The following is a 20,807-nucleotide window of genomic DNA, read 5'->3' on the forward strand; positions in this document are numbered from 1 at the left end:
ATTTCAAGAAGATTTTTTTAAAAAATAAGAATGTTAAATTTTTTTATTATTTAAGTGTATTTGGACGACAATTGAGACCAAAGTTTCTGCTACGGAAAAAGGCCTCGGTGTTGCTGAACAGAGATTTGAGCCAGCAGTCTGAATGGGTTCAGTTTCGGATAAACTATTATAATAAACTATCTCCGCAGCGGTCTTTGTCAATCGATGCAATTCCGATCAAAGATTATAAGATGCCCGAGAAGATTCGTGTTTATTATTTTGATAGTAAACAATTTCTTGATTATTTTAATCAGCAACTGAAATTTCAGATTCTTCCAGGTGATATTATTGCTATTCCGGATAAACCTGCCTTAGTGAAAAGTAGGCCAATCGCAGGTGACAATGCCAACTCGGTATTGTTGAACCTGGATAAGAGCCGACACTTTAACTTTATTACCGACCATGTTGCTTTTCGGAAGAAGAAAAATAGACTTGTTGGGAGGAGTGAGTTTGCACAGGCACATCGGGAACTATTTTTTCAACAATACCATAGTCATCCCTTATGTGATTTAAAAAGAGCATTTAGGTCTTCTGATCACGATTACCTTTCTATCACTGGACATTTAGCTTATAAATTTATTCTTGCCCTGGAAGGAAATGACGTCGCTACCAACTTAAAATGGATCATGTCTTCAAATTCCATCGCTGTCATGCCGATGCCAACGTATGAAACCTGGTTTATGGAAGGAACCTTATTACCGGACTATCATTTTATCTGTATTAAAAACGATTATTCCGACCTGGAAGAAAAATTACAGTTTTATATAGATCATCCGGACGAGGCTGAAACAATTGTTAAACAGGCCAATGCCTATGTGAAATTATTTATGGATCGGGCACAAGAAGAGTTCGTTTCTCTTCATGTATTGAAGAAGTATTTTGTTTCAACGGGTCAGTCGGTCGATTTATAAGCTGGCATAAATAGAAGCCATCTGTTTGGCAACACGGTCATCATTAAACTTCTGCGCAAATTCCAATCCTTTCTCGATCATTTCATGGCGCTTGGATGAATCGACAAGCAGCGTCGCTATAGCATGCTTTATCTCTGAAATATTTGTAGGGTCAATATAGCAAGATGCCGGTCCCCCCGCTTCTGGGAAGACGCCCATATTGCTGGTGATAACAGGAGTGCCTGAGTAAAGCGCCTCTATAATGGGAATGCCAAAGCCTTCATAAATTGAGGGATAAATGAAAATCGTTGCCGATGCATAAAGAACGGCCAATTCTTCCATTGCTAATCCTTGGAAAAAGAATATCCTGTTTTCCATGTTGTTTTGTTGCATATAGGCCATGATCTCCTGATAGTAACGTGTTGGTTTACCTACGATAACAAGGGGGATATCAAGGTCTTTTATGGCCTTCACTACTGGTAAAATATTTTTACGCGGTTCAATAGTTCCAACATTCAATAAGAAATCCTGTGGTAATTTTAACTTCTCTCGAAGATTTGCTTTCTGCTCTTCAGTTTTGATAGTTTTAAATGCTTCATGGCAGCCTTGGTAAACAACATCGATTTTTTCTTCGGGTATATGAAAGAGGTCGACAATATCGTTTTTAGTACATTCGCTTATGGCAACGATACGATCAGATGCCTCGCAGGCATGGCTGAATTTCTTCTTATAAATCCAACGATCAATTGGATGATAAAGTTCAGGGTGTCTCAAAAAAATTAAATCATGAATGGTAACGATAGATTTAATATGTGCCTTTGCTAAACCTAATGGAATTTCTCCAGACAGTCCATGGTAAATATCAACTTTATCCTTTTTCAAATCATGAACAATACGTTGATTACGCCAGATATTAGGCCAAGTAGTGTTGATAAAACCCTGTGGCAACCGGATATTTTTTTGAGATGCTGGTTGATTGATATATTGATCACCGGTTTTTGGTGTATATTTTAGATACTCATTTTCGGGAGCATACTTTTCGAGCATACGAATTAAGTCCCGACTATAATTTCCCAGACCTGTTTTGTTTAGGAAATAGCGTTTTGCATCGAATCCTATTTTCATCCTATTGCTCTTATTTTTTCAATCACCATTTCTGGTGTAATTAAATCGATCGCCTCTATACCATCACAGTTACAAGGCTTATTGCCGTACACCGAACTCGGTCTATTGGGGTGCTCAACTTGGATGCAGTCTGTTAGCTGCTGCCCATAACCTGTGAATCCAGCATAAGGATGCGTTGCTCCCCACAAAGAAAGACACCTTACGCCTATTAACGATGCCATATGAAGTCCGGAAGAGTCCATACTGATCATAAGATCCAGATTGGATATCAAATCCAGTTCCTCCCGCAGCGAAAATTTTCCTATGGTATTATAGGTGTTGGGAAATCGCTCGGTCCAGTTTTGGGCAATCTGGAACTCTTGTTCGCCACCGCCGAACAACAAAACATCATAGCCATTGTGCGTGAGTTCGTCTATCACATTTTCCATCTTGGTTTGAGGGAAAATCTTATAACGATGTTGTGCAAATGGGGCAATGCCAATTTTCTTTCGGTCGAAATTCGCGAACATACTAAATGCAGCTTTGGGTACATCCTGCAAATTAAGAACCAATTTATTACTGAGCTCAAATTTGAAGCCTAATGCACGAAATACGTCTGCATAGCGTTCTACGGTTAGTTTCAGTGGAACTTTAATCTTGTTGTTTTCCCGGGTTAAAGCTTTTTTTTCTTCCCGCCCTTTGTCAAGCTGCTTTACTTCTACGCCCGATAGGGAAAATAATAGATCAATTACACGAGAACGCAAATTGAAATGTAAGTCGGCTATAGCATCTGCGCCGTATCGAGCCAGTTCCGTTTTTAGCTTGACTAATCCAAAGAAACCTTTATGAATTGTTTTGGGCTCAATGGCGTGAAACCGTATGTTTTTTATTCCATCAAAAAATGGGGCAAAGAATTGCCTGCTGACCATAATGATTTCCACATCAGGATAATGAATACAGAATTCTTTCAACACTGAGGCAACCATGGCAACATCGCCCATAGCTGAAAATCGGGTTACTATGATCCGTTGCGGTAAGGACATGTTTTATTTTCCTGAAGAATATAGGACAGGGTTCAATGAAGGGTCGTTATACATTTTCATCTGTTTATAAACCTTCATGTATTTATCGCCAGATGCGATTGCGGTCATCAATTCATCAATACTTTGGGACAAATCTTTCCTTTGTTCCAATAAAACGTTCAGTTTTTCTTGGCAGGAAATGATATGTGCTTCGGAAGCATCCGTGCGCAATGTTTCCTGCTCCATATGGTAGATTTTTAAAGCCAGAATGGAAAGCCTATCAATAGCCCATGCCGGACTTTCAGTATTGATTGTTGCGGTAGGACTCGCCTGTATATCTTGAAATTTTTGTAGAAAATAACTATCAATATACTCTACGGTATCTGTGCGGTACTGATTGGATTCATCAATACGTCTTTTCCAGTATAAGCCTTCTTGGGGTTCAATCGAGGGATTACGTACCACATCTTCCATATGCCATTGCACGGTGTCAATCCAGCATTTTAAATAGAGGAGATGTTCCAGGGATTGTTTGTCATACGGATTTTGGATTGGATGATCAATCTGATCGTAGACGTGGTAATCCTGGATAGCACGCTGAAAAATTGGATTTGCTATTGCACTAATCATGGTACAAACTTAGATAAATTGCTTTTTATATGCAATTTAATTGCGCTTTACATAAAAAACAATTTATCGGTCTCTCCTCAACCATTGATAATACTTTTATTGAGGAAATATAAAATATATTATGGAGTTATTCTTACTATTCAACGCAGACATTAAGGGAATGAATTGGACGATAGACTTATTTAAAATGAAAGAAGTTTCCTGTTTTCTAGAATGCCGAAAGTAATACATCGGGAAAGATACCTAAGATCAATACGGCTACGGTACATAAGATTCCAATACACAAGAGTACCATATTGAACTTCACTGCTGGAGATCCCGTATTTTCTCTTAAAAATGCATTCAGTGGTATTTTAAAATAATAAAATAGAGAAATGACAGATGTCAATGCACCAACTAGGAGCAATGCCAATAAACCAAAGGATTGGAAGTTTTGATATTGTTCGAACACTTTGGAAAAGACCAAAAGTTTTCCAACAAAACCTGCAGTAGGGGGTAGCCCCACCAAAGCGATTAAAACAATTGAAAAGGAGGTGAACAGCAGTGGGTACTGCTTTCCTAAGCCGCGATACGATTCAATTGTAGTATTTCCTAAACTAGCTTCCAAGGCATCAATGAAGATAAACACAGCGATATTCATCAGGGCGTATATGGAAAGGTAAAATAAGAGCACATTTGACTCATTATTTTGATAAACCAATACAGCCATAAGAAGTATCCCCGTATGCCCTATAGAAGAATAGGCCATCATCCTTTTGGCATCCTGTTGGCGCAAAGCGGCTAAATTACCAATTAGCATAGTTGCAATGGCGATCGCAATAATCACATAAGTCAAGAAATCACTAAAATAAAAGGACACGTTAAGCCAGGCTGAAAGTATCTTGGATAATAGCACAACAACAGCAATTTTGGGTACTGTAGCGAGATAGGTTGTAATAACTGTTGGGGCGCCTTGGTAAACATCCGGACTCCAGACATGAAACGGGAAAAAACTCAGTTTGAAACCAATACCTGTCAGTAAAAATAGTAAAGCAATGCTGATCATGATCTGGGGTGCTTCCATCAAGCCAGCAATGTGACTTGGAGCGTCAAAATTCAGGTTTCCCGTGAAACCGTATAGTAAAGACAAACCATAGAGCATAACCGCAGCACAGATGGATCCGAACAGTACATATTTTAAAGCAGCTTCCGATTGAACCTTAGTGGTCGAAAAATAACCTACCATGATGTAGGAACTGATTGAAACGGTTTCAACGGCAATAAAGATCATCAGCCAATTGCTCGACATGGTCAGCAGATTTAAGCCCAAGGTTGCAGTCAGCAATACAGCATATAGATCTCCCAATGGGCGTTCCTGATGACGTTGCTGAATAAAAACAGCGATAAGAATTGTTGCCAGCAGTATAATCATTCGAGCAGCTATAGCAAATGCATCAATAGAGATCATATCAAAGAAGCCAGCTATTTCTACCCGACTAATTCCCTGTCCCAATAGATAACAACCGCTCAGCAGTAACCCGATGATGGTAATAACGAAAGATGCATGCTTCCAATACTTATCAATAAAAAGACTAGCGAGTATAGTGCCAATAAAAGTGACGATCAATGTCAGTTCAGGCTTAAAATAAGGAACGCTTACGATAATCTGATCGATGAAAGAACTGATATATGGACTGAATGCGAGCATGCTGAATTAGATAAATTGTTGGATAAAACTCACGAGATTCAGAACACTGGCGTTTAGGTTGTTAAATACCAATGCCGGCATAACTCCAAGTAATAAGGCGAGCGCTAGGGTAGGAAATAAGATGATCTGCTCGCGTGAATTTAGGTCTGTAAGTGCATTACTCCAAGATTCACCACCTTTTAAGCGAATTTGTCCAAAGAACATACGTTGCAGTGTCCAAAGTAGATAGGCTGCACTTAATAGGATACCTATGGAACCCCCAAGTGCCATCCAGCGCGGTAACCCGGTTCCTATGCTCGCTGCATTGAAGGAACCGATAATGACAAAGGCTTCACCAATAAAGGCTGAAAAGCCGGGCAGGCCCAGGGATGCAAAAAATGCGACAGCGACGTAACCTGTGTATTTAGGCATAATTTGAGCTAGGCCACGGAAACTATAGATATTTCTGTCATGTACTCGGTCATAGACCACGCCAACAAGGAAAAAGAGTGCCGCTGATAAGAATCCATGGGAAATCATCTGAAACATGGCGCCAGAAATACCTTCGGCAGTCAGTGATGCAATACCAAGCAGCACAAAACCCATATGAGAGACCGATGAATAAGCAATCATTCGTTTCAGGTCTTTTTGTGATAAGGCATTCAAGGCTCCATAAATAATGGATACAACGCCGATTAATCCAAGCCACCAATTGGATAAGGCTGCCATATCGGGAAAGATGCTATAACAGATACGGATGATACCGTAACCACCAATTTTCAGGAGGATACCGGCAAGAATAATAGATACTGGTGTCGGCGCTTCAACGTGCGCATCCGGCAGCCAAGTATGTAGGGGAACAATGGGTACTTTAATGGCAAAGGCAAAGAAAAGCACAATGAAACCAATCAGTCGAGCCGAAACACCCAAAATTTCCTGGTAACCCTCCCAGCCGAAAATAGAACCCTCAAGATAATTCTGTGGATTCATCATATAGATCATGTTGAAAGTATGTGCTCCAGTCAAAGGATTGATTACTGAAAAATACAATCCTACGATAATCAACAACATAAATACAGACCCGAATAGGGTATATAGAAAGAATTTTATAGCCGCGTATTCGCGTCTTGCACCACCCCAGATACCGATCAAGAAGTAGAGTGGCAGTAACATGACTTCATAAAACAAATAGAATAGGAAGAAATCCAATGCACAGAAAATCCCCATAACGGCCATATTAAGTACCATGAGTAAGGCAAAGTATCCCTTCGGACTTTTCTGGATATTCCAAGAGGCGCCTATAGCCATCAGCATAACGAAAGCGCTCAGCAATAACAAGGGCATGGAGATCCCATCAATACCAATAAGATAATCGATCTCCAATTTACCTATTGATCCTAAATCTAATCGGATCCAGGAAAGCTGTTCAATAAATTGATAGCCCCCCAGATCTTGGACTCCTGTTTTGCTTGCATCAAATTGTGCATAACATATTCCGGCCAGTACAAATTGTATTGCTGTGAATGCTAAAGCAATATATTTGTAACTCGATTTATATCGTGTTGGTAGGGCGAGAATGAGCGCCGTAGCCAATAGCGGTAAAAATATCAATAAGGATAAAATAGGCATTTCCTAAAAGAATATAAGATAAATTAAACCAAGTAAAACTAATAAAAAGACGGAATACAATGTTGTCTGTATCTTTCCATTTTGGACCAGGCGAACCTGATTGCCTGTCCAATAGGCTACAGTAGCAACCGTATTAACAAAACCATCTACAATATATTTGTCTATCCAAACACTTAGCTGAGAAAGGGATAAGACGATAAACTGAATCAAAGAAATTAAAGCGTCAACGATATGAAGGTCAAACCAATAACAGAACTGTGCTAATTTTAATGTGCCATTAACAAAGACTGCTTGGTAAAACTCATTGATATACCCCTGGTTGAAAGCGGCTTTTAATCCCTGGCTAGCGGCGTTCAACGGGTATTTATTTTGTACATACCATTTCCAGCCGATGATCCAGCCAATACCCGAACCTAGTAGCAATATGACAGGAATGATAAGGTGCGCACTGTGGCTTGGTGAAAAAGCATATTCATCCAATAAAAGGCCGTCCATCAACCAGGAATCGTGATACGAAAACGGATTGAAAGAAAATAGTGGGAATAAGCAGAACAGTCCCAAAACAAACATGGGGATCAACATGGTTTTTGGCGCTTCATGCAGCGGTTGATCATGTAGTTTGCCCTGAAGCTGTTTCAACAGTCTGAACTCCCCAAAAAAGGCTTTGAATAGCAAACGACCGATGTAGAAAGCCGTTAAAATACTCACCAGAATCAAACTTATGGGGATGATAAGGTATAAGTTACCTTTTGAAATAGCCCATTCAAAGGAAGAGATAACAATACTATCTTTGGATAGATAACCTGAAGTCAACGGGAATCCTGCAAGTGCTAGCGAAGCTATGCTCATCAGCACGAAGGTCTTTGGCATATATTGACGTAGCCCGCCCATATTCCGTAAATCCTGCGGGTCAAAGTCCAGGTGGCTATGTTCTTTAAGATGCGCCATTTCATGAATGACAGCTCCGGCAGAAAGAAACAACAGACACTTAAAGAAGGCATGGGTCGTTAGGTGAAATAGTGCAGCATCCCATGTTCCAATGCCAATGCCAACCATCATAAAACCTAACTGCGATATGGTCGAAAAGGCAAGAATACGTTTGATGTCGTATTGGCCAAGCGCGAAGTATGCGGCCAAAGCAGCGGTTATTGTACCAATGATGGCAATAAATAATAAGGCAGATTCATTAAATAATGGAAATACAGTAGCCAGCAGGAATACACCAGCAGCAACCATTGTCGCGGCGTGAATCAGCGAGGATACGGATGTAGGGCCTTCCATGGCATCAGGAAGCCATACATGTAATGGAAATTGTGCGGATTTAGCCATAGCTGCCAAGAAGAAGGCTAATCCAGCAATGGTAAGCCAAATCTGAGGTAAGCTATTGACTGGAGATATCCATAATCCTTGGGCGATTGTGGATTGATAAATTAAGCCATTGTCCCCAAATAGATCGATTAAATTGAGGGTTTTGAACTGTGTAAATAGGATCGCAAGACCAATTAGAAAACCGAGGTCGCCGATGCGATTGACCAAAAATGCCTTTTTATTGGCTTGTACAGCTGTCTCACGTGTGAACCAGAAGCCGATGAGGAGATACGATGCAAAACCGACCAATTCCCAAAAAACATACATCAACAGGAGGCTATCCATAATGACCAATCCCAACATCGCAAAACAGAATAAGCTGAGATACATCCAATAGCGATGAATACCTGTATCGCCATGCATATAGGCTCTGGAGTATATATGTACGGGTAAGGCAACAGTCGGTACCAAAAAAAGCATCAAAGTGCTCAGATTGTTCAGCAGGATACCAACTTTAAATGACGTTTCACCGATGGTGAACCAATTTACCTGAATTGATACCGCCGGATTATTCCATATGGAGAACCAGGTTAAGCCGCCAGCGATAAAGCTGAGGATGATGGCCGTGAGAGAAACAAGGCCGGACTGGTCGCGTTTACCTACTATTGCTTGATATACGAATGCCGCTAATGGTGCTATCAAGGTAAGCAACGCGGTCAGAAGGGGCGATATGTGAACAAATTGATCCAATGCTTACTTGTCTTTTAATTGGTTTATCTCATCCGGATTAATGGTTTTGTAATGTCTATAAACATTTAATACGATAGCCAATCCAACAGCGACTGCGGCCGCAGCAAGAACGATGGCAAATAATGCAAAAATTTGCCCACCATAACTCAATTTATCATATTTTCCAAAAGCAACAAAGTTCAGGATAGCGGCATTGATCATCAACTCAATACCGACCAAAATCATAATTGCATTTTTCTTGGAAAGAACGGTATAAAGACCAATGCAAAAGATGCAGGCACTGACAACTAAAAAATGCGTCAGCGTAATCATATTGTACGCTCCTTTCTGGATAAATGTGAGGCACCTATCAAGGCCATCATCAAAAACACGGATATGATTTCAAATGGCAATACATAAAAAGTCATAAAACGTAATCCGATCTGATGAATATTATTGTCTGTTGCGACAATCTCGGTGTTATTTTCCCTAGCTTGTAAAATCCACGTCGAAGGGGTTTGTTGCCATTCAATAATGCCGTATAGCATGAGTAATAGGAAGCCAAGCACTACAGGAATAGTCTGCCATTTGGGTATGCTTAAGAATGAACCGCTGCTATCTTGGAGATCTTTTAAAAGCTCTTTATTAGAAAGCATAAAGGCAAATAACATCAATATGAGCACGCCGCCAACATACACCATAATTTGTGTAATGGCCACAAAATCGGCTAAAGCAAATAGGTAAAGGCCTGCCATTGCAAATAAGACAATAAAAAACAGGAATAAAGCACGTGCAATATTTTTGAGATTGACGAGCAAAAGTGCTGAACCGATTGCTAGGGTAGCAAAGGCATAGAATAAAATACTTTCCATCTTTTATTTTTGCTTTGCTGCCTCCTTTTCAGCTTGAAATTTGGTCCATTCTGCTTTACGTTGTGCGACCTCGCTATCGGTCATATCTGAGAAACCATAGATAAGATCAGTCAGTTTTTGTGAGCTGCGGTCATATTCGTTGGTCATGGTAATACATTCTGTCGGACATACGACAGTACATAGCCCGCAATACATACATTTGGCCATGTCAATGTTGAATTTGGCCGGGTATAGTCTTTTAACGCTACCATCGGAAGTTTTTCCAATCGCTTCCGGTGATTTGATGGCTTCGATTTCGATGCAGTCGACAGGACAAGCCTTTGCGCATAAATCACATACAATGCAGTCTTCGATATCGACTTGCAGCTGATAGCGGGCAACCTCGGGGATAGGCATTTTTTCACGCGGGTATTGTACCGTGACAATACCTTCCTGCTGATCAAAGTAGTTATCCTTTTTGATATTTAATTCCGTTCGCGAACGTCGGGCACCAAACAAGTGTTTAACAGTCAAAGATAAACCCTTGATTGCCGTACGAAATGCATGCGAAGCCGTTTTAAATATCATATCCTATGCTATAACTAAAATTCGCCAAATTGCAGAAATGGCCATACAAAGAAAAGCCAGCGGCGTCAATACTTTCCAACATAAACTCATCAGTTGATCTGCACGCAACCGTGGTAATGTCCATCGAATCCACATTTGGATACCAACAATAAATAATGATTTGGCTAAGGTCCAAAATATTCCCCACACTAAGCCTGTGGTCCAATCGGCCAAACGTATTGCACCTATGTTTGGTAACGGTGTATTCCAAGCTCCTAAGAAGAGAACAACCCCCAACATCGATACCAAAAACATCATGGCATACTCCGCCAAAAAGATAAAGGCAAATTGTATCCCGCCATATTCTGTATGGAAGCCACCGACCAATTCAGATTCGGCTTCCGGGATATCAAAGGGAGCACGATTACACTCGGCAAGGGTTGCGATAAAGAATATGATGTAGGTGATAATCAAATGTGGAGCCTGAAAAATATTCCAGGCGAAGAGCCCCCCAATCTCATTGACTTCCCAAAGACCCAAGAGTTTAATGCTTCCATTGGTTAGGATGCCCTGTCCAATAGCGATTTCATTCAAATTTAGGGTTTGGGTTAGCATAACGACCGTAATTAGGGAGAGGCCTACCGGAATTTCATAAGACACCATCTGTGCTATGGCACGCATGGATCCTAATAAAGAATATTTGTTGTTAGATCCCCAGCCAGCCATTAAAATGCCCAAAGCATCAATGGAGATGATGGCCATTATGAAGAACAGACCCGTATGCGTATCCGCTGGAATAAAATCTTTGGCCCAGGGAATAACGGCAAAACCTGTAAATACAGCAACGAAAATAACGATAGGAGCAACTCTAAAGAGAATCTTATCGGCTGATGAGGGGGTAATTAATTCTTTTTGTAATAATTTGAGAATGTCGGCGATCGTTTGGAGACTGCCATACTTTCCTGTTTCCATCGGTCCTAGACGATCCTGTACAAATCCCGCGATCTTTCGCTCGGCATATACTGCAAACAAGGTGAAAGCTGCTATAAAGGTGAAAATAGCAATGGGAACCAAGATATGTAGTATTGTTTCTAACAAGTCTTATTTATAATGATTTTTAATAAGAGACCAATGAATACGCAAACTTAACGAAAAACAGGGAATTTAGATAAGGAAAAATTAAAATATACTTAACAAGTAGATTATCGTGACAATAGCGTAACGACAAGTAATCATATCTTGTTCGAGTAGGTGGTTTCGGACAGCTGTAATGCCATCCATGTTAGCTCGGATGAAAATAAAAAAGCACCCCGAGGGATGCTTTTTTAGGATATAAATCGAAATCGGATTAACGATTTGAAAATTCAACGTAGTCGCGTTCTGTGTGGCCAACGTATACTTGTCTAGGACGACCGATAGGCTCTTTGTTTTCGCGCATTTCTTTCCATTGTGCAATCCATCCCGGTAGACGGCCTAAAGCAAATAATACCGTAAACATATCTGCTTTGAAACCTAATGCACGGTAGATGATACCTGAATAGAAGTCAACATTTGGATAAAGTTTTCTGTCGATGAAATATTGGTCATTCAATGCTGCTTCTTCAAGCTTTTTAGCGATATCCAATACCGGATCTTGAACGCCTAATTTCTCCAAGATATCATCACATGCTTTTTTGATGATCTTAGCACGAGGGTCGAAGTTTTTATAAACGCGGTGACCGAATCCCATTAGACGGAAAGGGTCGTTTTTGTCTTTTGCTTTAGCAAGATATTTTTCAGCATCACCACCATCATTTTTAATGGCCTCCAACATCTCGATTACGGCTTGGTTTGCACCACCATGTAATGGTCCCCACAATGCATTGATACCCGATGCAACAGATGCATAAAGGTTTGCATTGGATGAACCAACGATGCGAACAGTAGATGTTGAACAGTTTTGCTCGTGATCAGCATGTAAAATCAACAATTTGTGCATGGCATCAATTACGACTGGATCGAATGTTTTTTCATCGTTAACTTCTCCGAATAACATGTTTAGGAAGTTGTCAATGTAACCAAGGTTATTTTTTGGATAAACAACAGGATGACCTAATGATTTCTTTTGAATCCAAGAAACGATTGTTGGCATTTTTGCCAAAAGATTGATGATCGTTTGATCTTCTTCTTCGTCAGTTAAGTTAGGATTTAAAGATTCTGGGTAAAATGCCGATAATGCGCCTACTAAACACGAAAGTTGGCCCATTGGGTGAGATTTGGATGGGAATCCAGCGAAGAAGTTTTTCATGTCTTCGTGAATCATCATTTGCTTTTTGATGTCAGCTCTGAATTTTTCCAATACCTCTTTTTTGGGAAGTTCTCCATAAATCAACAAATAAGCAACTTCCAAGAAAGTCGATTTCTCTGCCAATTGTTCAATTGGATATCCTCTATATCTCAATATGCCTTTTTCACCGTCAAGGAAAGTAATCGCACTTTTCGTTGCACCTGTATTTTTGTATCCTGGGTCTAACGTAATAAATCCGCTTAGATCTCTTAATTTCGAAATATCAACTGCTTTTTCATTTTCAGTACCGACAATGACCGGAAGGTCATACGAAGTGCCGTCTAAATTTATAGATGCTTTATCTGACATGTTTATATATTATCTTATATCTGATTTGTTATGCTAATCTCACAAATTTAACTATTTGATATTTAAAATTGAAAGTTCTTTTGGAATTAAAATGACATGATTGCGTCATTTTGGATAATATTCACTAATTATTTACTTAAATAAGCAAATAATTTATTCAAATTTAACATTATCTTATTTTGCAAAAAATATCAATCTATTTTTCTTTGCGCAACCTTTCCTTTGTCTTCGTAGTTGCCCTGTTTACCCGATCCAAAAAAGGGGAGTATGACAAAACATACCAGAATAATAGAGGTTAGTGTCAGAATTCCCGTAGTCCACAATATTTTGCTGAAGTTCTCTGCATCCAATAGCTTAATGCCCCAAAGCCCCAGTAGGAAATAGGTGGCAACGAAAAGTATCACCAAGGTGAGTAATATACCGAATATGTATTTCATAGCTGAATTAATTTATGTGTTATGAATTGATTCACCTCGGTATAATTGAGCTGAATCGTGATATGAATATCCCCGCATGCATTATATTTTATTGAGGATCTGTTTTTTGAGCGTATCGAATTCTTCTTGGGTAATGATGTTTTCACGGAGCAGCAGCTGCAGCTTTTGAAGTTTCTCGACAAAGTCGCCCTCTTGCTGAATATGATCTTTGATCTCCTCTTTTTGGAGGTCAAACTGTTTTCCGAGTTCCATACCGACGCCCAGCTGTGCCCCTACACCCGCGATTCCCCCTTCATTTTTAGCGGCATCACGGAGCGCACGTAGTTTTTCTAATTCAACATAGCTCAGACCTGCCTGTTGCGCCGCTTGATTTTGTGTGGTCAAATCTGCGATTTCTCCGATTCTTCGTTGAGTATTGGCGTCAAATTGAGTTCCTAAGATTTTGAAATCCGTAACATCGAGCCCAAGATCCTTAAAGTCTTGTTCAACTGCAGTTTTGATATCGCTGGATAGCAGCCCCAGTTGGCTGTCAATCTCATTATAACCTAGTTTCTTTTGTGCAATCTGCGCAATAATTTGTTGTGGGATCCGATTATTGATGATGTCTTGAATGACAGCTGTGTTGACCGTATTTTGATTAGCTACAATGTTTTTATAGAAATGCACTGGTTCCTTGATCAGGTAAGAGAATGTACCATTCAAGCCGATTTCTATTGGTAAATTGTAATGGGGGTCGATATATTTAATAGGTGTCCCCGTTCCCCAGGATTGATTGACGATAGCGGCCGTACGAAAAAAGTAGATGTAAAGTTTATGTTCGGATTCAAAGTTCTGCCGTAAACGCGCTAAAGTGGTAAAGAATGGATGGTTGTCCGTTTTGAGGTTGTATGTTCCCGGTTCGGTCAGCAGGTTTTCACCTTTTCCTTCATAGACAAGGATGCAGCCCTGCCCTGGAGCGAGGATCAGCTTGCTGGAATTTTTGATCTCGTTCCTTTCGGATGGGAATTTATACCACAATAATTGAGGGTCTTGGTTTTTCCACTCGATGACTTCAGAAAGCTGGTTGTTAAAAAGATTAAATAGTCCCATAGTGTTTAATTTAGTGTGTCGAATTTGGGGTTATACCCTTCAAACTTGTTGATTTGTTTGCCGTTATTATCAAAATAATAATAGTCGCTGGCTCCCTTTATGATAAAACCATCTTTGAGTAGGCTCCCATTTCCATACATGGATTTAAGATCTGTGGTCACTGTTTTTTGTATAGCGCCAGTTGTTACATCCAATAGTTGGATCTGGAAAGGATCGTCTTCGGCAGGCGTTGGTTTATACGCAATGAGTAGCGTTTTGTCATTCTGCGCAATGATTACAGGCTGAAAGTAAAGTCTTCCTGGCGTAAAGTCCTTGAAGCTGATCAGACGGGCGCCCTTAAATTGCCATGGATTAATCAATACCTTTTTATAAGGATCGCGGTCGGTGAATATGCCCGATCCGCCGTAGTCTTTATCCCAGGAAAATCGCGGGCTATCTTTGGGGAATCCATATTGATATTGATAACTGTACTGGATTAACTGGATTTTTTCTTCTGGATAATAACTGGATTTACTTGAAAAGGTAAATTCCGTTTTTGTTGTTGGGTTGGGAAGCTTTTTCCTTCTTTCGTCGTACAGCTGTTTGTCGGGAATAGATTTGTTAACCAAGGGATAATAAGCTAGGTTTTGGCCTTCATTGTTGACAATTTGATAGGCTGAGCCATAGTCTTCGTATTTAAATTCAACTTTGGCGATTCCTGTGCTTAAAGATGGCGCATCTTTTACATAGTTCTCTAGGACACTTTTATACGTGAGTGTATTTCTGTCCAGCTGATAAATGTATTTGGATTTGACGATGATATATAGGTTCTGGTCTTCAAATACCTGAAGTTTGACGTCGCTGCTTGATAGTTCGACGGGAGTTTCCATCAGAGCTTTTACCCATTCTTTTTTACCCGTTTTGGGATCGAAGAGCCCAATATAAACCTTATTGTCCTTGTTTTCGTCCATTCGTTTTCTGAAGGTTCCGACATTACCGACGACAACAACATGTGGTGTATTATCTTTATCCAAAAATAGCGTGTTGCTTGCGTAGTTCCATTCGAGAGGTTCTGCCTCTTCTTTTTTCTCTGCTGTATTGGAAGTGCTGTAAGTTGAATAATCGGGCGCTGGCTTTTTGGAAAAAATAGCACTCAGGGCTCCAATGATAAACATAAGCGCAATAGAGCCCACAACGGCAAATAATACAATCCGTATAGCTTTATATTGATCTTGGTTGTTGCGTGGGTAGTTATAGTTGTGGTTGATATTGATGTCATCACTATCCAGAAAAAATTCTGTTCCACAGCTATCACATTTGTAATAATCGGGGCGTAAAGTGGTGATTTTTATACTGCCACAATGCGGACATTTGATCGCTTTGATATTTTTAGCCATTGATCTTTCTTGTATTTGTTTTTAAACCATCTCCTTTTGGAGTGAACGGTGTGACTGATTGCTATCAATTTTACACAGTGGAAATTCCTGTTTTTTCAATTGATGAAGCGATTTATGAATGAATTTAGAATTAAAATAAACGTATTGCAAATTTTCTGCCAGCTAACTTATATTCGTCGGATTTGAGTTTAAATACGCAAGAAATGAGCCACTTCTTTTTTTAGAGGGGTGAGGAAGGTCTTATTTTGGGAGAGATCCGTAAAGGAAAGAAAAAATATTTTTTGTATTTACGAATTATTCGTAGATTAGTGATAGATTAGAAACAGGAAGATAAAGACATGGAAAAATTAACAGCACAGGAAGAGCAGGCAATGCAATCTATTTGGAGCCTCAATGGAGGTTTTATAAAAGAGATCTTGGATAATGTAAAAGGCGAGAAGATGCCTTATACGACATTAGCTTCGACAGTAAAGAATCTGGAGCGCAAGGATTTTGTGAAAGCAGTACGCTATGCCAATGCCAAGCGCTATGAGCCGATGGTGAGTGAGGAAGATTATAAGGCCAAGTTTATGAACTCCTTTGTGGGCGATTATTTCAAAAATTCCTATAAAGAGATGGTTTCCTTTTTTGTACAGGAAGAAAAACTGACTGCTGATGAGTTAAAGGAGATCATGGATATGATTAAGCATAATAAATCTTAATGGCATGGAAAGTCTACTAACCTATATTATACAAGTCAACCTGTTGTTGGGTATTATCTATCTGGGATATATCGGACTGTTGAAAGGCTTGACGTTCTATTTTTTAAATAGAGCCTACTTTTTAGTAGGGGGGCTATTTGCTTTTCTGTATCCATTTTTGGATTTAAAGTCTTTGTTTGTACAGCGCGGATTGAATATGGGGGTCGTAGGCGAGCAAATTTCGCTTTATATTATGGAGCCGGAGGTTCAACAGCAGCTGACATTAGGGAGGTTGGTGGAAATCGTATTTATGGCCGGTGCTGTTTTATTGTTATTAAAATTTGTATTTCAATTATTGAGTTTATTGCGAATTCATCTGAATTCGAGGTCCGATCAATGGCGGACTTATCTATTCCGGAATGTGCTTATTCCTATTGTTCCATTTTCGTTTTTGAATAAAATCTATGTCAATAAAGGGCAGCATGTTGATGCTGAACTAAAAGATATTTTTAAGCATGAGGATATTCATGTGAAAGGCCTTCACAGTCTGGATATTTTACTGTTTGAAATGATATTGGTGTGTTGTTGGTACAATCCTTTCGTCTGGCTCATGCGCAGGGCCATTCGCCAAAATTTGGAGTTCCTGACTGATCAACAGGTTCTCGATAAAGGAATTGACAAGCAGACGTACCAATACAGCCTATTGAATGTGTCCAAAAAGGGCACTTCAGTAGGATTGAGCAATCAATTTAATTTTAAACTTTTAAAACGTCGAATTATGATGATGAACAAGAAGCGATCATCGAAAATAGAGCTGAGTAAATACGCCTTTCTTTTACCCGTATTTTTATTGACGGGAGCGGCATTTACGGTAAGTAAAGCGGAGGGAAGTATAGAGGGGGTAGTTGAGAAGGCAAATGAGACTACCTTTATTCAGTTGAACAAGGACTTACAGGTTGATGTTTCTTTGCCAGAAAAGAAGGTGAGTAAGGTAAGTAAGCCTTTGGTGGAAAATTTGTCGGTCAATCAAATGAGCGTAGATACTCTTATCGCGAAATCTCCGGCGGATACGCTTCATTTTCGGGCAAATATGAGATTTGAAAAGGAGCCTCTCTATATTTTGGAAGGTAAGGAGGTAAACTCCACTATTATGGCCGCTATACCAGGTACGGAAATCCAATCGATTGATGTGATTAAAGATAAGGCCGCAGCAATATATGGCGAAAAGGGTAAGAATGGTGTTATTCTTGTTGCATTGAAGAAAAACGGTTCACCTACGGTTACGAATCAGACGCTTACTTTTAATTATGATAAAAAGGACAATGCAGCTAACGCTCCCAAGATGAAGGTGAAAGGAGAGCTTTCGGAAGTTGTTGTGACAGGGTATAAAAAAGAAGATGCGAGCGGAGGCGAACTCAAGGGCCGGGCAGAAGGAGTTGCGGTCTATATGAAGGGACGACCTACAGATCGTGAACCGGGCAAGTTTGGTGCCCGTAGTATTGGTGGGATTAAGGGAGATCCACTATTTGTTGTGGACGGAAAAATTGTCGAAGATAAGAAGTTAAGTGAGTTGGACCCGAATACAATCCATACCTTGTCGATCTTGAAAGATCAAAGTGCTACTGCACTCTATGGTGATCAGGGAAAGGATGGCGTTATTATCATTGTCACCAAAGTCTATGCAAAGGAACATCCTGAAGCATTGTCTTCCGATCTCGAGGACCGTTTGTCAGGAAAAGTGAAAAAAGTAATTAAGACCGAGCTGGATAAAGAAAAAGTTGAAGCGGTTAAGGAAAAACAGGTACATTAATCCGTTCAACTAAAGCTTGACACAAGAAACATACAAGATCGACACAAGGATGACTATACCTAAGCCCTTGCTTAACACAAGGTCGACACAATAAAAGCACAAGAGTTACACAAGAAAAGCCGATTTATTCGGCTTTTCCGTTTGTGGAGTTGTTTTATTAACTTTGTAAAAACGAAAGGGTTATGGCAATATTATCATTTCAAATAGATTCTTCTGAAGTAGAAAAGATTAAAGCAGTACTAAAGGCACTCGGTGGGACAAAAATAAAAATTGAGTCTGAAGATAGATCGTCGAAATTAAATGACCGCGTGAAAGAAGCTAGGGCTGAGAAGAAAAAAGGCGAATTAGTCCAATTGGATAGCAAGAATATATGGGAAAGTATTTAATCCAATATTCGAAAAAAGCGATTAGAGATTTGCAAATGATTAAAAAATCAGGACGTAAATCTGATAGGACAAAAATTGACCTATTTCTCTTGGAAATGGAGGAGAGTCCGAGAATGGGGTCAGGCTCTCCCGAACAATTAAAATATTTTGACGGTGAAATTTGGAGTAGGGCGATCAATAAGAAAGATCGCCTTATTTATGAAATTTTTGAAGAAGAGATTGCTGTCGTTGTGATCCAAGCACTGGGGCATTACAACGACAAATAACTTATTTTGTATTCAAATTTGTCATCGTCAGCTCGATGCCGATATTGACAAAACTCTGGATCATTTTAACGGAATGGTCAATTAAAGCCGGTAGTTCAGCTTGTTCCTCTTTGTCAAAAGGGCCAAGTACATAATCCACTTGTCTACCTTTTGGGTAATTGTCTCCAATACCGAAACGTAAGCGCGGATAAACCTGTCCGCCACAAAGCTGTTCAATGGATTTAAGTCCGTTATGACCGGCGCTGCTTCCTTTGGGTTTCATTCGTAGCGAACCAAATGGAATAGCCAGATCATCCACAATCACCAATACATTCTGAATTGGGACTTTACATTGTTGCATATAGTAGTTAACAGCCTTACCACTTAAGTTCATGTAGGTCGTGGGTTTAATTACTGTGACGTTGTGGCCTCTTTGCTTAAATTCGCTATAATAGGCTAACTTGAGCAAGGAGAAACTGGCGCCAGCCTGTTTGACAAGCTCGTCGGCAACCATAAAACCTATATTATGCCGTGTATCGGCATATTCACTGCCAATGTTGCCCAATCCAACGATAAGATAATTCATGATGCAAAAATAAAAATTTTAATAAACAAAAAAGCACCGAATTTCGGTGCTTTCTGTAGTATTTTAAGAATCTTGTTCAGATTATTTTTTACCACCTTTAGATGCTTTCGCTGCTTCTTGTTCAGCTTGACGCAATGCACGAGACATGATTACTGATACGATTGTATCATCAGCATTGTTTAATACTTTTGCGTTTTCCAATTGAATTTGACCTACACGAACTGATTTACCAACTTCTAAAGATTCCATTGGTACAGCAATTTCTTGTGGTAAGTTTGCAGGTAATGCTTTTACGCGTAAATTACGTAATTTTTGAACTAATTTACCCCCCATTTTAACACCTGGAGAAGTTCCTGTTAATTTGATAGGAATATTCAATGATACTTCTTTATCATCAAATAATTCTAAAAAGTCAACGTGCGTAACTAAGTCAGTTAATGGGTGGAATTGTGCGTCTTGAACGATAGCTCTTTTAGTTTGACCTTCAATGTTTAATTCAACAATGATTACGTCTGCAGTGTAAAGAACTGGTTTCAAATCAGCTGCGGATACAGAAAGAGCTGTTTGCTCTGTACCACCGTAAAGTACTGCTGGTACTAAACCTTGGTAACGCAATTCTTTTGCATCTCTTTTCCCTACGTTCTGTCTTACAGAACCGCTAATAGCAATTGATTTCATCTTTTAATTTTTTATAAATTTGAGGTGCAAAGATAATCTAATTTCTGATATTATCAAAAAAATACGACCGCTATTAGTTCGGAAACAGATACTTATTCCAAGTTTTCGATTTTTCCATGTTCATGATTATGCCTATTCAAGGCCACTTATTTACCCTAAAGTATGACCAAATTGATACCATTTCCTATATTAAAACTGGAGTAGGACTCTTTTAGCAGGGGTATAACAGGGAGTTAGCAGGGCTTTACCCCTGTTATACCCCTGCTAACCCCCTGTTAACCCCCTGTAAATCCCCTGTTATTGCGGAAGTTGACAACAGTCAATTGCTAACCTATATACGCGATAAAAAGGGCTATTCGCCTGTGGTTAAAAGATAAGAACCAAGCGGAAGGGAGAAGGTGGGGTGGTGGCGCAATACAAAAAAAAGACCCTGGTCGTTAAGCTGAATGC

Annotated in this window: 21 protein-coding genes; 5 read left to right on the forward strand and 16 right to left on the reverse strand. The window is 39.7% G+C overall.

Going from position 1 to position 20,807, the window contains the following annotated elements; genetic code table 11:
* Positions 1-107 precede the first annotated feature (107 nt).
* Complete coding sequence (locus IQ31_RS19325) at positions 108-950, forward strand: glycosyltransferase family 90 protein (protein WP_244294540.1); 843 nt, start codon at positions 108-110, stop codon at positions 948-950.
* Here the strand turns inward: IQ31_RS19325 and IQ31_RS19330 are convergent.
* The 14 genes from IQ31_RS19330 to IQ31_RS19395 form a co-directional block, all read right to left on the reverse strand.
* Positions 945-2,054, reverse strand: coding sequence for a glycosyltransferase family 4 protein (locus IQ31_RS19330; protein ID WP_145329381.1), 1,110 nt, complete (start codon positions 2,052-2,054; stop codon positions 945-947). The two genes, IQ31_RS19325 and IQ31_RS19330, sit on opposite strands and share 6 nt — an antisense overlap.
* Positions 2,051-3,076 (reverse strand): glycosyltransferase family 9 protein, encoded by a 1,026-nt coding sequence (locus IQ31_RS19335; protein ID WP_145329384.1) that lies wholly within the window; start codon positions 3,074-3,076, stop codon positions 2,051-2,053. The genes IQ31_RS19330 and IQ31_RS19335 overlap by 4 nt, the downstream gene beginning before the upstream one ends.
* Before the next feature lie 3 nt (positions 3,077-3,079).
* A complete protein-coding gene (locus tag IQ31_RS19340; RefSeq protein ID WP_075994236.1) occupies positions 3,080-3,685 on the reverse strand; it encodes a DUF4254 domain-containing protein in 606 nt (201 codons plus the stop codon).
* Between the two features lie 208 nt (positions 3,686-3,893).
* Positions 3,894-5,372, reverse strand: coding sequence for an NADH-quinone oxidoreductase subunit N (locus tag IQ31_RS19345; RefSeq protein WP_145329386.1), 1,479 nt, complete (start codon positions 5,370-5,372; stop codon positions 3,894-3,896).
* 6 nt (positions 5,373-5,378) lie between these two features.
* Positions 5,379-6,980: a complex I subunit 4 family protein gene (locus IQ31_RS19350; protein ID WP_145329389.1), complete on the reverse strand. Its 1,602-nt coding sequence runs from the start codon at positions 6,978-6,980 to the stop codon at positions 5,379-5,381.
* Between the two features lie 3 nt (positions 6,981-6,983).
* Positions 6,984-9,038: an NADH-quinone oxidoreductase subunit 5 family protein gene (locus IQ31_RS19355; RefSeq protein WP_145329392.1), complete on the reverse strand. Its 2,055-nt coding sequence runs from the start codon at positions 9,036-9,038 to the stop codon at positions 6,984-6,986.
* A 3-nt stretch (positions 9,039-9,041) separates the two neighbouring features.
* A complete protein-coding gene (gene nuoK / locus IQ31_RS19360) occupies positions 9,042-9,350 on the reverse strand; it encodes an NADH-quinone oxidoreductase subunit NuoK (protein WP_075994232.1) in 309 nt (102 codons plus the stop codon).
* Entirely contained in the window at positions 9,347-9,889 is a 543-nt protein-coding gene (locus IQ31_RS19365) for an NADH-quinone oxidoreductase subunit J family protein (RefSeq protein ID WP_145329395.1), read from the reverse strand. The genes nuoK and IQ31_RS19365 overlap by 4 nt, the downstream gene beginning before the upstream one ends.
* 3 nt (positions 9,890-9,892) lie before the next feature.
* Positions 9,893-10,456, reverse strand: a complete 564-nt coding sequence (locus IQ31_RS19370; RefSeq protein WP_046672765.1) for a NuoI/complex I 23 kDa subunit family protein — start codon at positions 10,454-10,456, stop codon at positions 9,893-9,895.
* A 3-nt stretch (positions 10,457-10,459) separates the two neighbouring features.
* The gene (gene nuoH, locus IQ31_RS19375) at positions 10,460-11,533 is read right to left on the reverse strand and encodes an NADH-quinone oxidoreductase subunit NuoH (protein WP_088162987.1); all 1,074 of its coding nucleotides are present in this window, start codon (positions 11,531-11,533) and stop codon (positions 10,460-10,462) included.
* A 250-nt stretch (positions 11,534-11,783) separates the two neighbouring features.
* A complete protein-coding gene (locus IQ31_RS19380) occupies positions 11,784-13,070 on the reverse strand; it encodes a citrate synthase (RefSeq protein WP_075994228.1) in 1,287 nt (428 codons plus the stop codon).
* Between the two features lie 191 nt (positions 13,071-13,261).
* Positions 13,262-13,507 carry a hypothetical protein gene (locus IQ31_RS19385; RefSeq protein WP_088162986.1) on the reverse strand — a complete coding sequence of 82 codons (246 nt, stop codon included), beginning with the start codon at positions 13,505-13,507 and terminating at the stop codon, positions 13,262-13,264.
* An 81-nt stretch (positions 13,508-13,588) separates the two neighbouring features.
* On the reverse strand, positions 13,589-14,596 hold the full coding sequence (locus IQ31_RS19390; protein ID WP_088162985.1) for an SPFH domain-containing protein: 1,008 nt from the start codon (positions 14,594-14,596) through the stop codon (positions 13,589-13,591).
* A 5-nt stretch (positions 14,597-14,601) separates the two neighbouring features.
* Entirely contained in the window at positions 14,602-15,972 is a 1,371-nt protein-coding gene (locus IQ31_RS19395) for a hypothetical protein (protein WP_145329398.1), read from the reverse strand.
* Positions 15,973-16,310: 338 nt separating this feature from the next.
* Here IQ31_RS19395 and IQ31_RS19400 point away from each other — a divergent pair, with 338 nt between their 5' ends.
* The 4 genes from IQ31_RS19400 (at position 16,311) to IQ31_RS19415 (ending at position 19,114) form a co-directional block, all read left to right on the forward strand.
* Positions 16,311-16,673, forward strand: a complete 363-nt coding sequence (locus IQ31_RS19400) for a BlaI/MecI/CopY family transcriptional regulator (protein ID WP_075994224.1) — start codon at positions 16,311-16,313, stop codon at positions 16,671-16,673.
* A gap of 4 nt (positions 16,674-16,677) precedes the next feature.
* Positions 16,678-18,462, forward strand: a complete 1,785-nt coding sequence (locus IQ31_RS19405; protein ID WP_145329401.1) for a M56 family metallopeptidase — start codon at positions 16,678-16,680, stop codon at positions 18,460-18,462.
* A gap of 182 nt (positions 18,463-18,644) precedes the next feature.
* Positions 18,645-18,848 carry a hypothetical protein gene (locus tag IQ31_RS19410; protein WP_088162982.1) on the forward strand — a complete coding sequence of 68 codons (204 nt, stop codon included), beginning with the start codon at positions 18,645-18,647 and terminating at the stop codon, positions 18,846-18,848.
* Positions 18,833-19,114, forward strand: a complete 282-nt coding sequence (locus tag IQ31_RS19415; RefSeq protein WP_145329403.1) for a Txe/YoeB family addiction module toxin — start codon at positions 18,833-18,835, stop codon at positions 19,112-19,114. Before IQ31_RS19410 ends, IQ31_RS19415 begins: the two co-directional genes overlap by 16 nt.
* A 1-nt stretch (position 19,115) precedes the next feature.
* Here the strand turns inward: IQ31_RS19415 and pth are convergent, their stop codons facing one another.
* Together pth and IQ31_RS19425 are read right to left on the reverse strand one after the other, a co-directional pair.
* Positions 19,116-19,679 (reverse strand): aminoacyl-tRNA hydrolase, encoded by a 564-nt coding sequence (gene pth, locus IQ31_RS19420; RefSeq protein WP_075994222.1) that lies wholly within the window; start codon positions 19,677-19,679, stop codon positions 19,116-19,118.
* An 81-nt stretch (positions 19,680-19,760) separates the two neighbouring features.
* Positions 19,761-20,357, reverse strand: a complete 597-nt coding sequence (locus IQ31_RS19425) for a 50S ribosomal protein L25/general stress protein Ctc (protein WP_075994221.1) — start codon at positions 20,355-20,357, stop codon at positions 19,761-19,763.
* Between the last annotated feature and the right edge of the window lie 450 nt (positions 20,358-20,807).

It is taken from the genome of Sphingobacterium siyangense, assembly GCF_007830445.1.
GTDB classification, from domain to species: domain Bacteria; phylum Bacteroidota; class Bacteroidia; order Sphingobacteriales; family Sphingobacteriaceae; genus Sphingobacterium; species Sphingobacterium siyangense.

Bases quoted from the DNA above. Each gene is read 5' to 3' on its own strand.
- IQ31_RS19330 (WP_145329381.1), bottom strand. From the start codon at position 2,054: ATGAAAATAGGATTCGATGCAAAACGCTATTTCCTAAACAAAACAGGT.
- IQ31_RS19335 (WP_145329384.1), bottom strand. From the start codon at position 3,076: ATGTCCTTACCGCAACGGATCATAGTAACCCGATTTTCAGCTATGGGC.
- IQ31_RS19340 (WP_075994236.1), bottom strand. From the start codon at position 3,685: ATGATTAGTGCAATAGCAAATCCAATTTTTCAGCGTGCTATCCAGGAT.
- IQ31_RS19345 (WP_145329386.1), bottom strand. From the start codon at position 5,372: ATGCTCGCATTCAGTCCATATATCAGTTCTTTCATCGATCAGATTATC.
- IQ31_RS19350 (WP_145329389.1), bottom strand. From the start codon at position 6,980: ATGCCTATTTTATCCTTATTGATATTTTTACCGCTATTGGCTACGGCG.
- nuoK (WP_075994232.1), bottom strand. From the start codon at position 9,350: ATGATTACGCTGACGCATTTTTTAGTTGTCAGTGCCTGCATCTTTTGC.
- IQ31_RS19365 (WP_145329395.1), bottom strand. From the start codon at position 9,889: ATGGAAAGTATTTTATTCTATGCCTTTGCTACCCTAGCAATCGGTTCA.
- IQ31_RS19370 (WP_046672765.1), bottom strand. From the start codon at position 10,456: ATGATATTTAAAACGGCTTCGCATGCATTTCGTACGGCAATCAAGGGT.
- IQ31_RS19380 (WP_075994228.1), bottom strand. From the start codon at position 13,070: ATGTCAGATAAAGCATCTATAAATTTAGACGGCACTTCGTATGACCTT.
- IQ31_RS19385 (WP_088162986.1), bottom strand. From the start codon at position 13,507: ATGAAATACATATTCGGTATATTACTCACCTTGGTGATACTTTTCGTT.
- IQ31_RS19390 (WP_088162985.1), bottom strand. From the start codon at position 14,596: ATGGGACTATTTAATCTTTTTAACAACCAGCTTTCTGAAGTCATCGAG.
- IQ31_RS19395 (WP_145329398.1), bottom strand. From the start codon at position 15,972: ATGGCTAAAAATATCAAAGCGATCAAATGTCCGCATTGTGGCAGTATA.
- IQ31_RS19400 (WP_075994224.1), top strand. From the start codon at position 16,311: ATGGAAAAATTAACAGCACAGGAAGAGCAGGCAATGCAATCTATTTGG.
- IQ31_RS19405 (WP_145329401.1), top strand. From the start codon at position 16,678: ATGGAAAGTCTACTAACCTATATTATACAAGTCAACCTGTTGTTGGGT.
- IQ31_RS19410 (WP_088162982.1), top strand. From the start codon at position 18,645: ATGGCAATATTATCATTTCAAATAGATTCTTCTGAAGTAGAAAAGATT.
- IQ31_RS19415 (WP_145329403.1), top strand. From the start codon at position 18,833: ATGGGAAAGTATTTAATCCAATATTCGAAAAAAGCGATTAGAGATTTG.
- pth (WP_075994222.1), bottom strand. From the start codon at position 19,679: ATGAATTATCTTATCGTTGGATTGGGCAACATTGGCAGTGAATATGCC.
- IQ31_RS19425 (WP_075994221.1), bottom strand. From the start codon at position 20,357: ATGAAATCAATTGCTATTAGCGGTTCTGTAAGACAGAACGTAGGGAAA.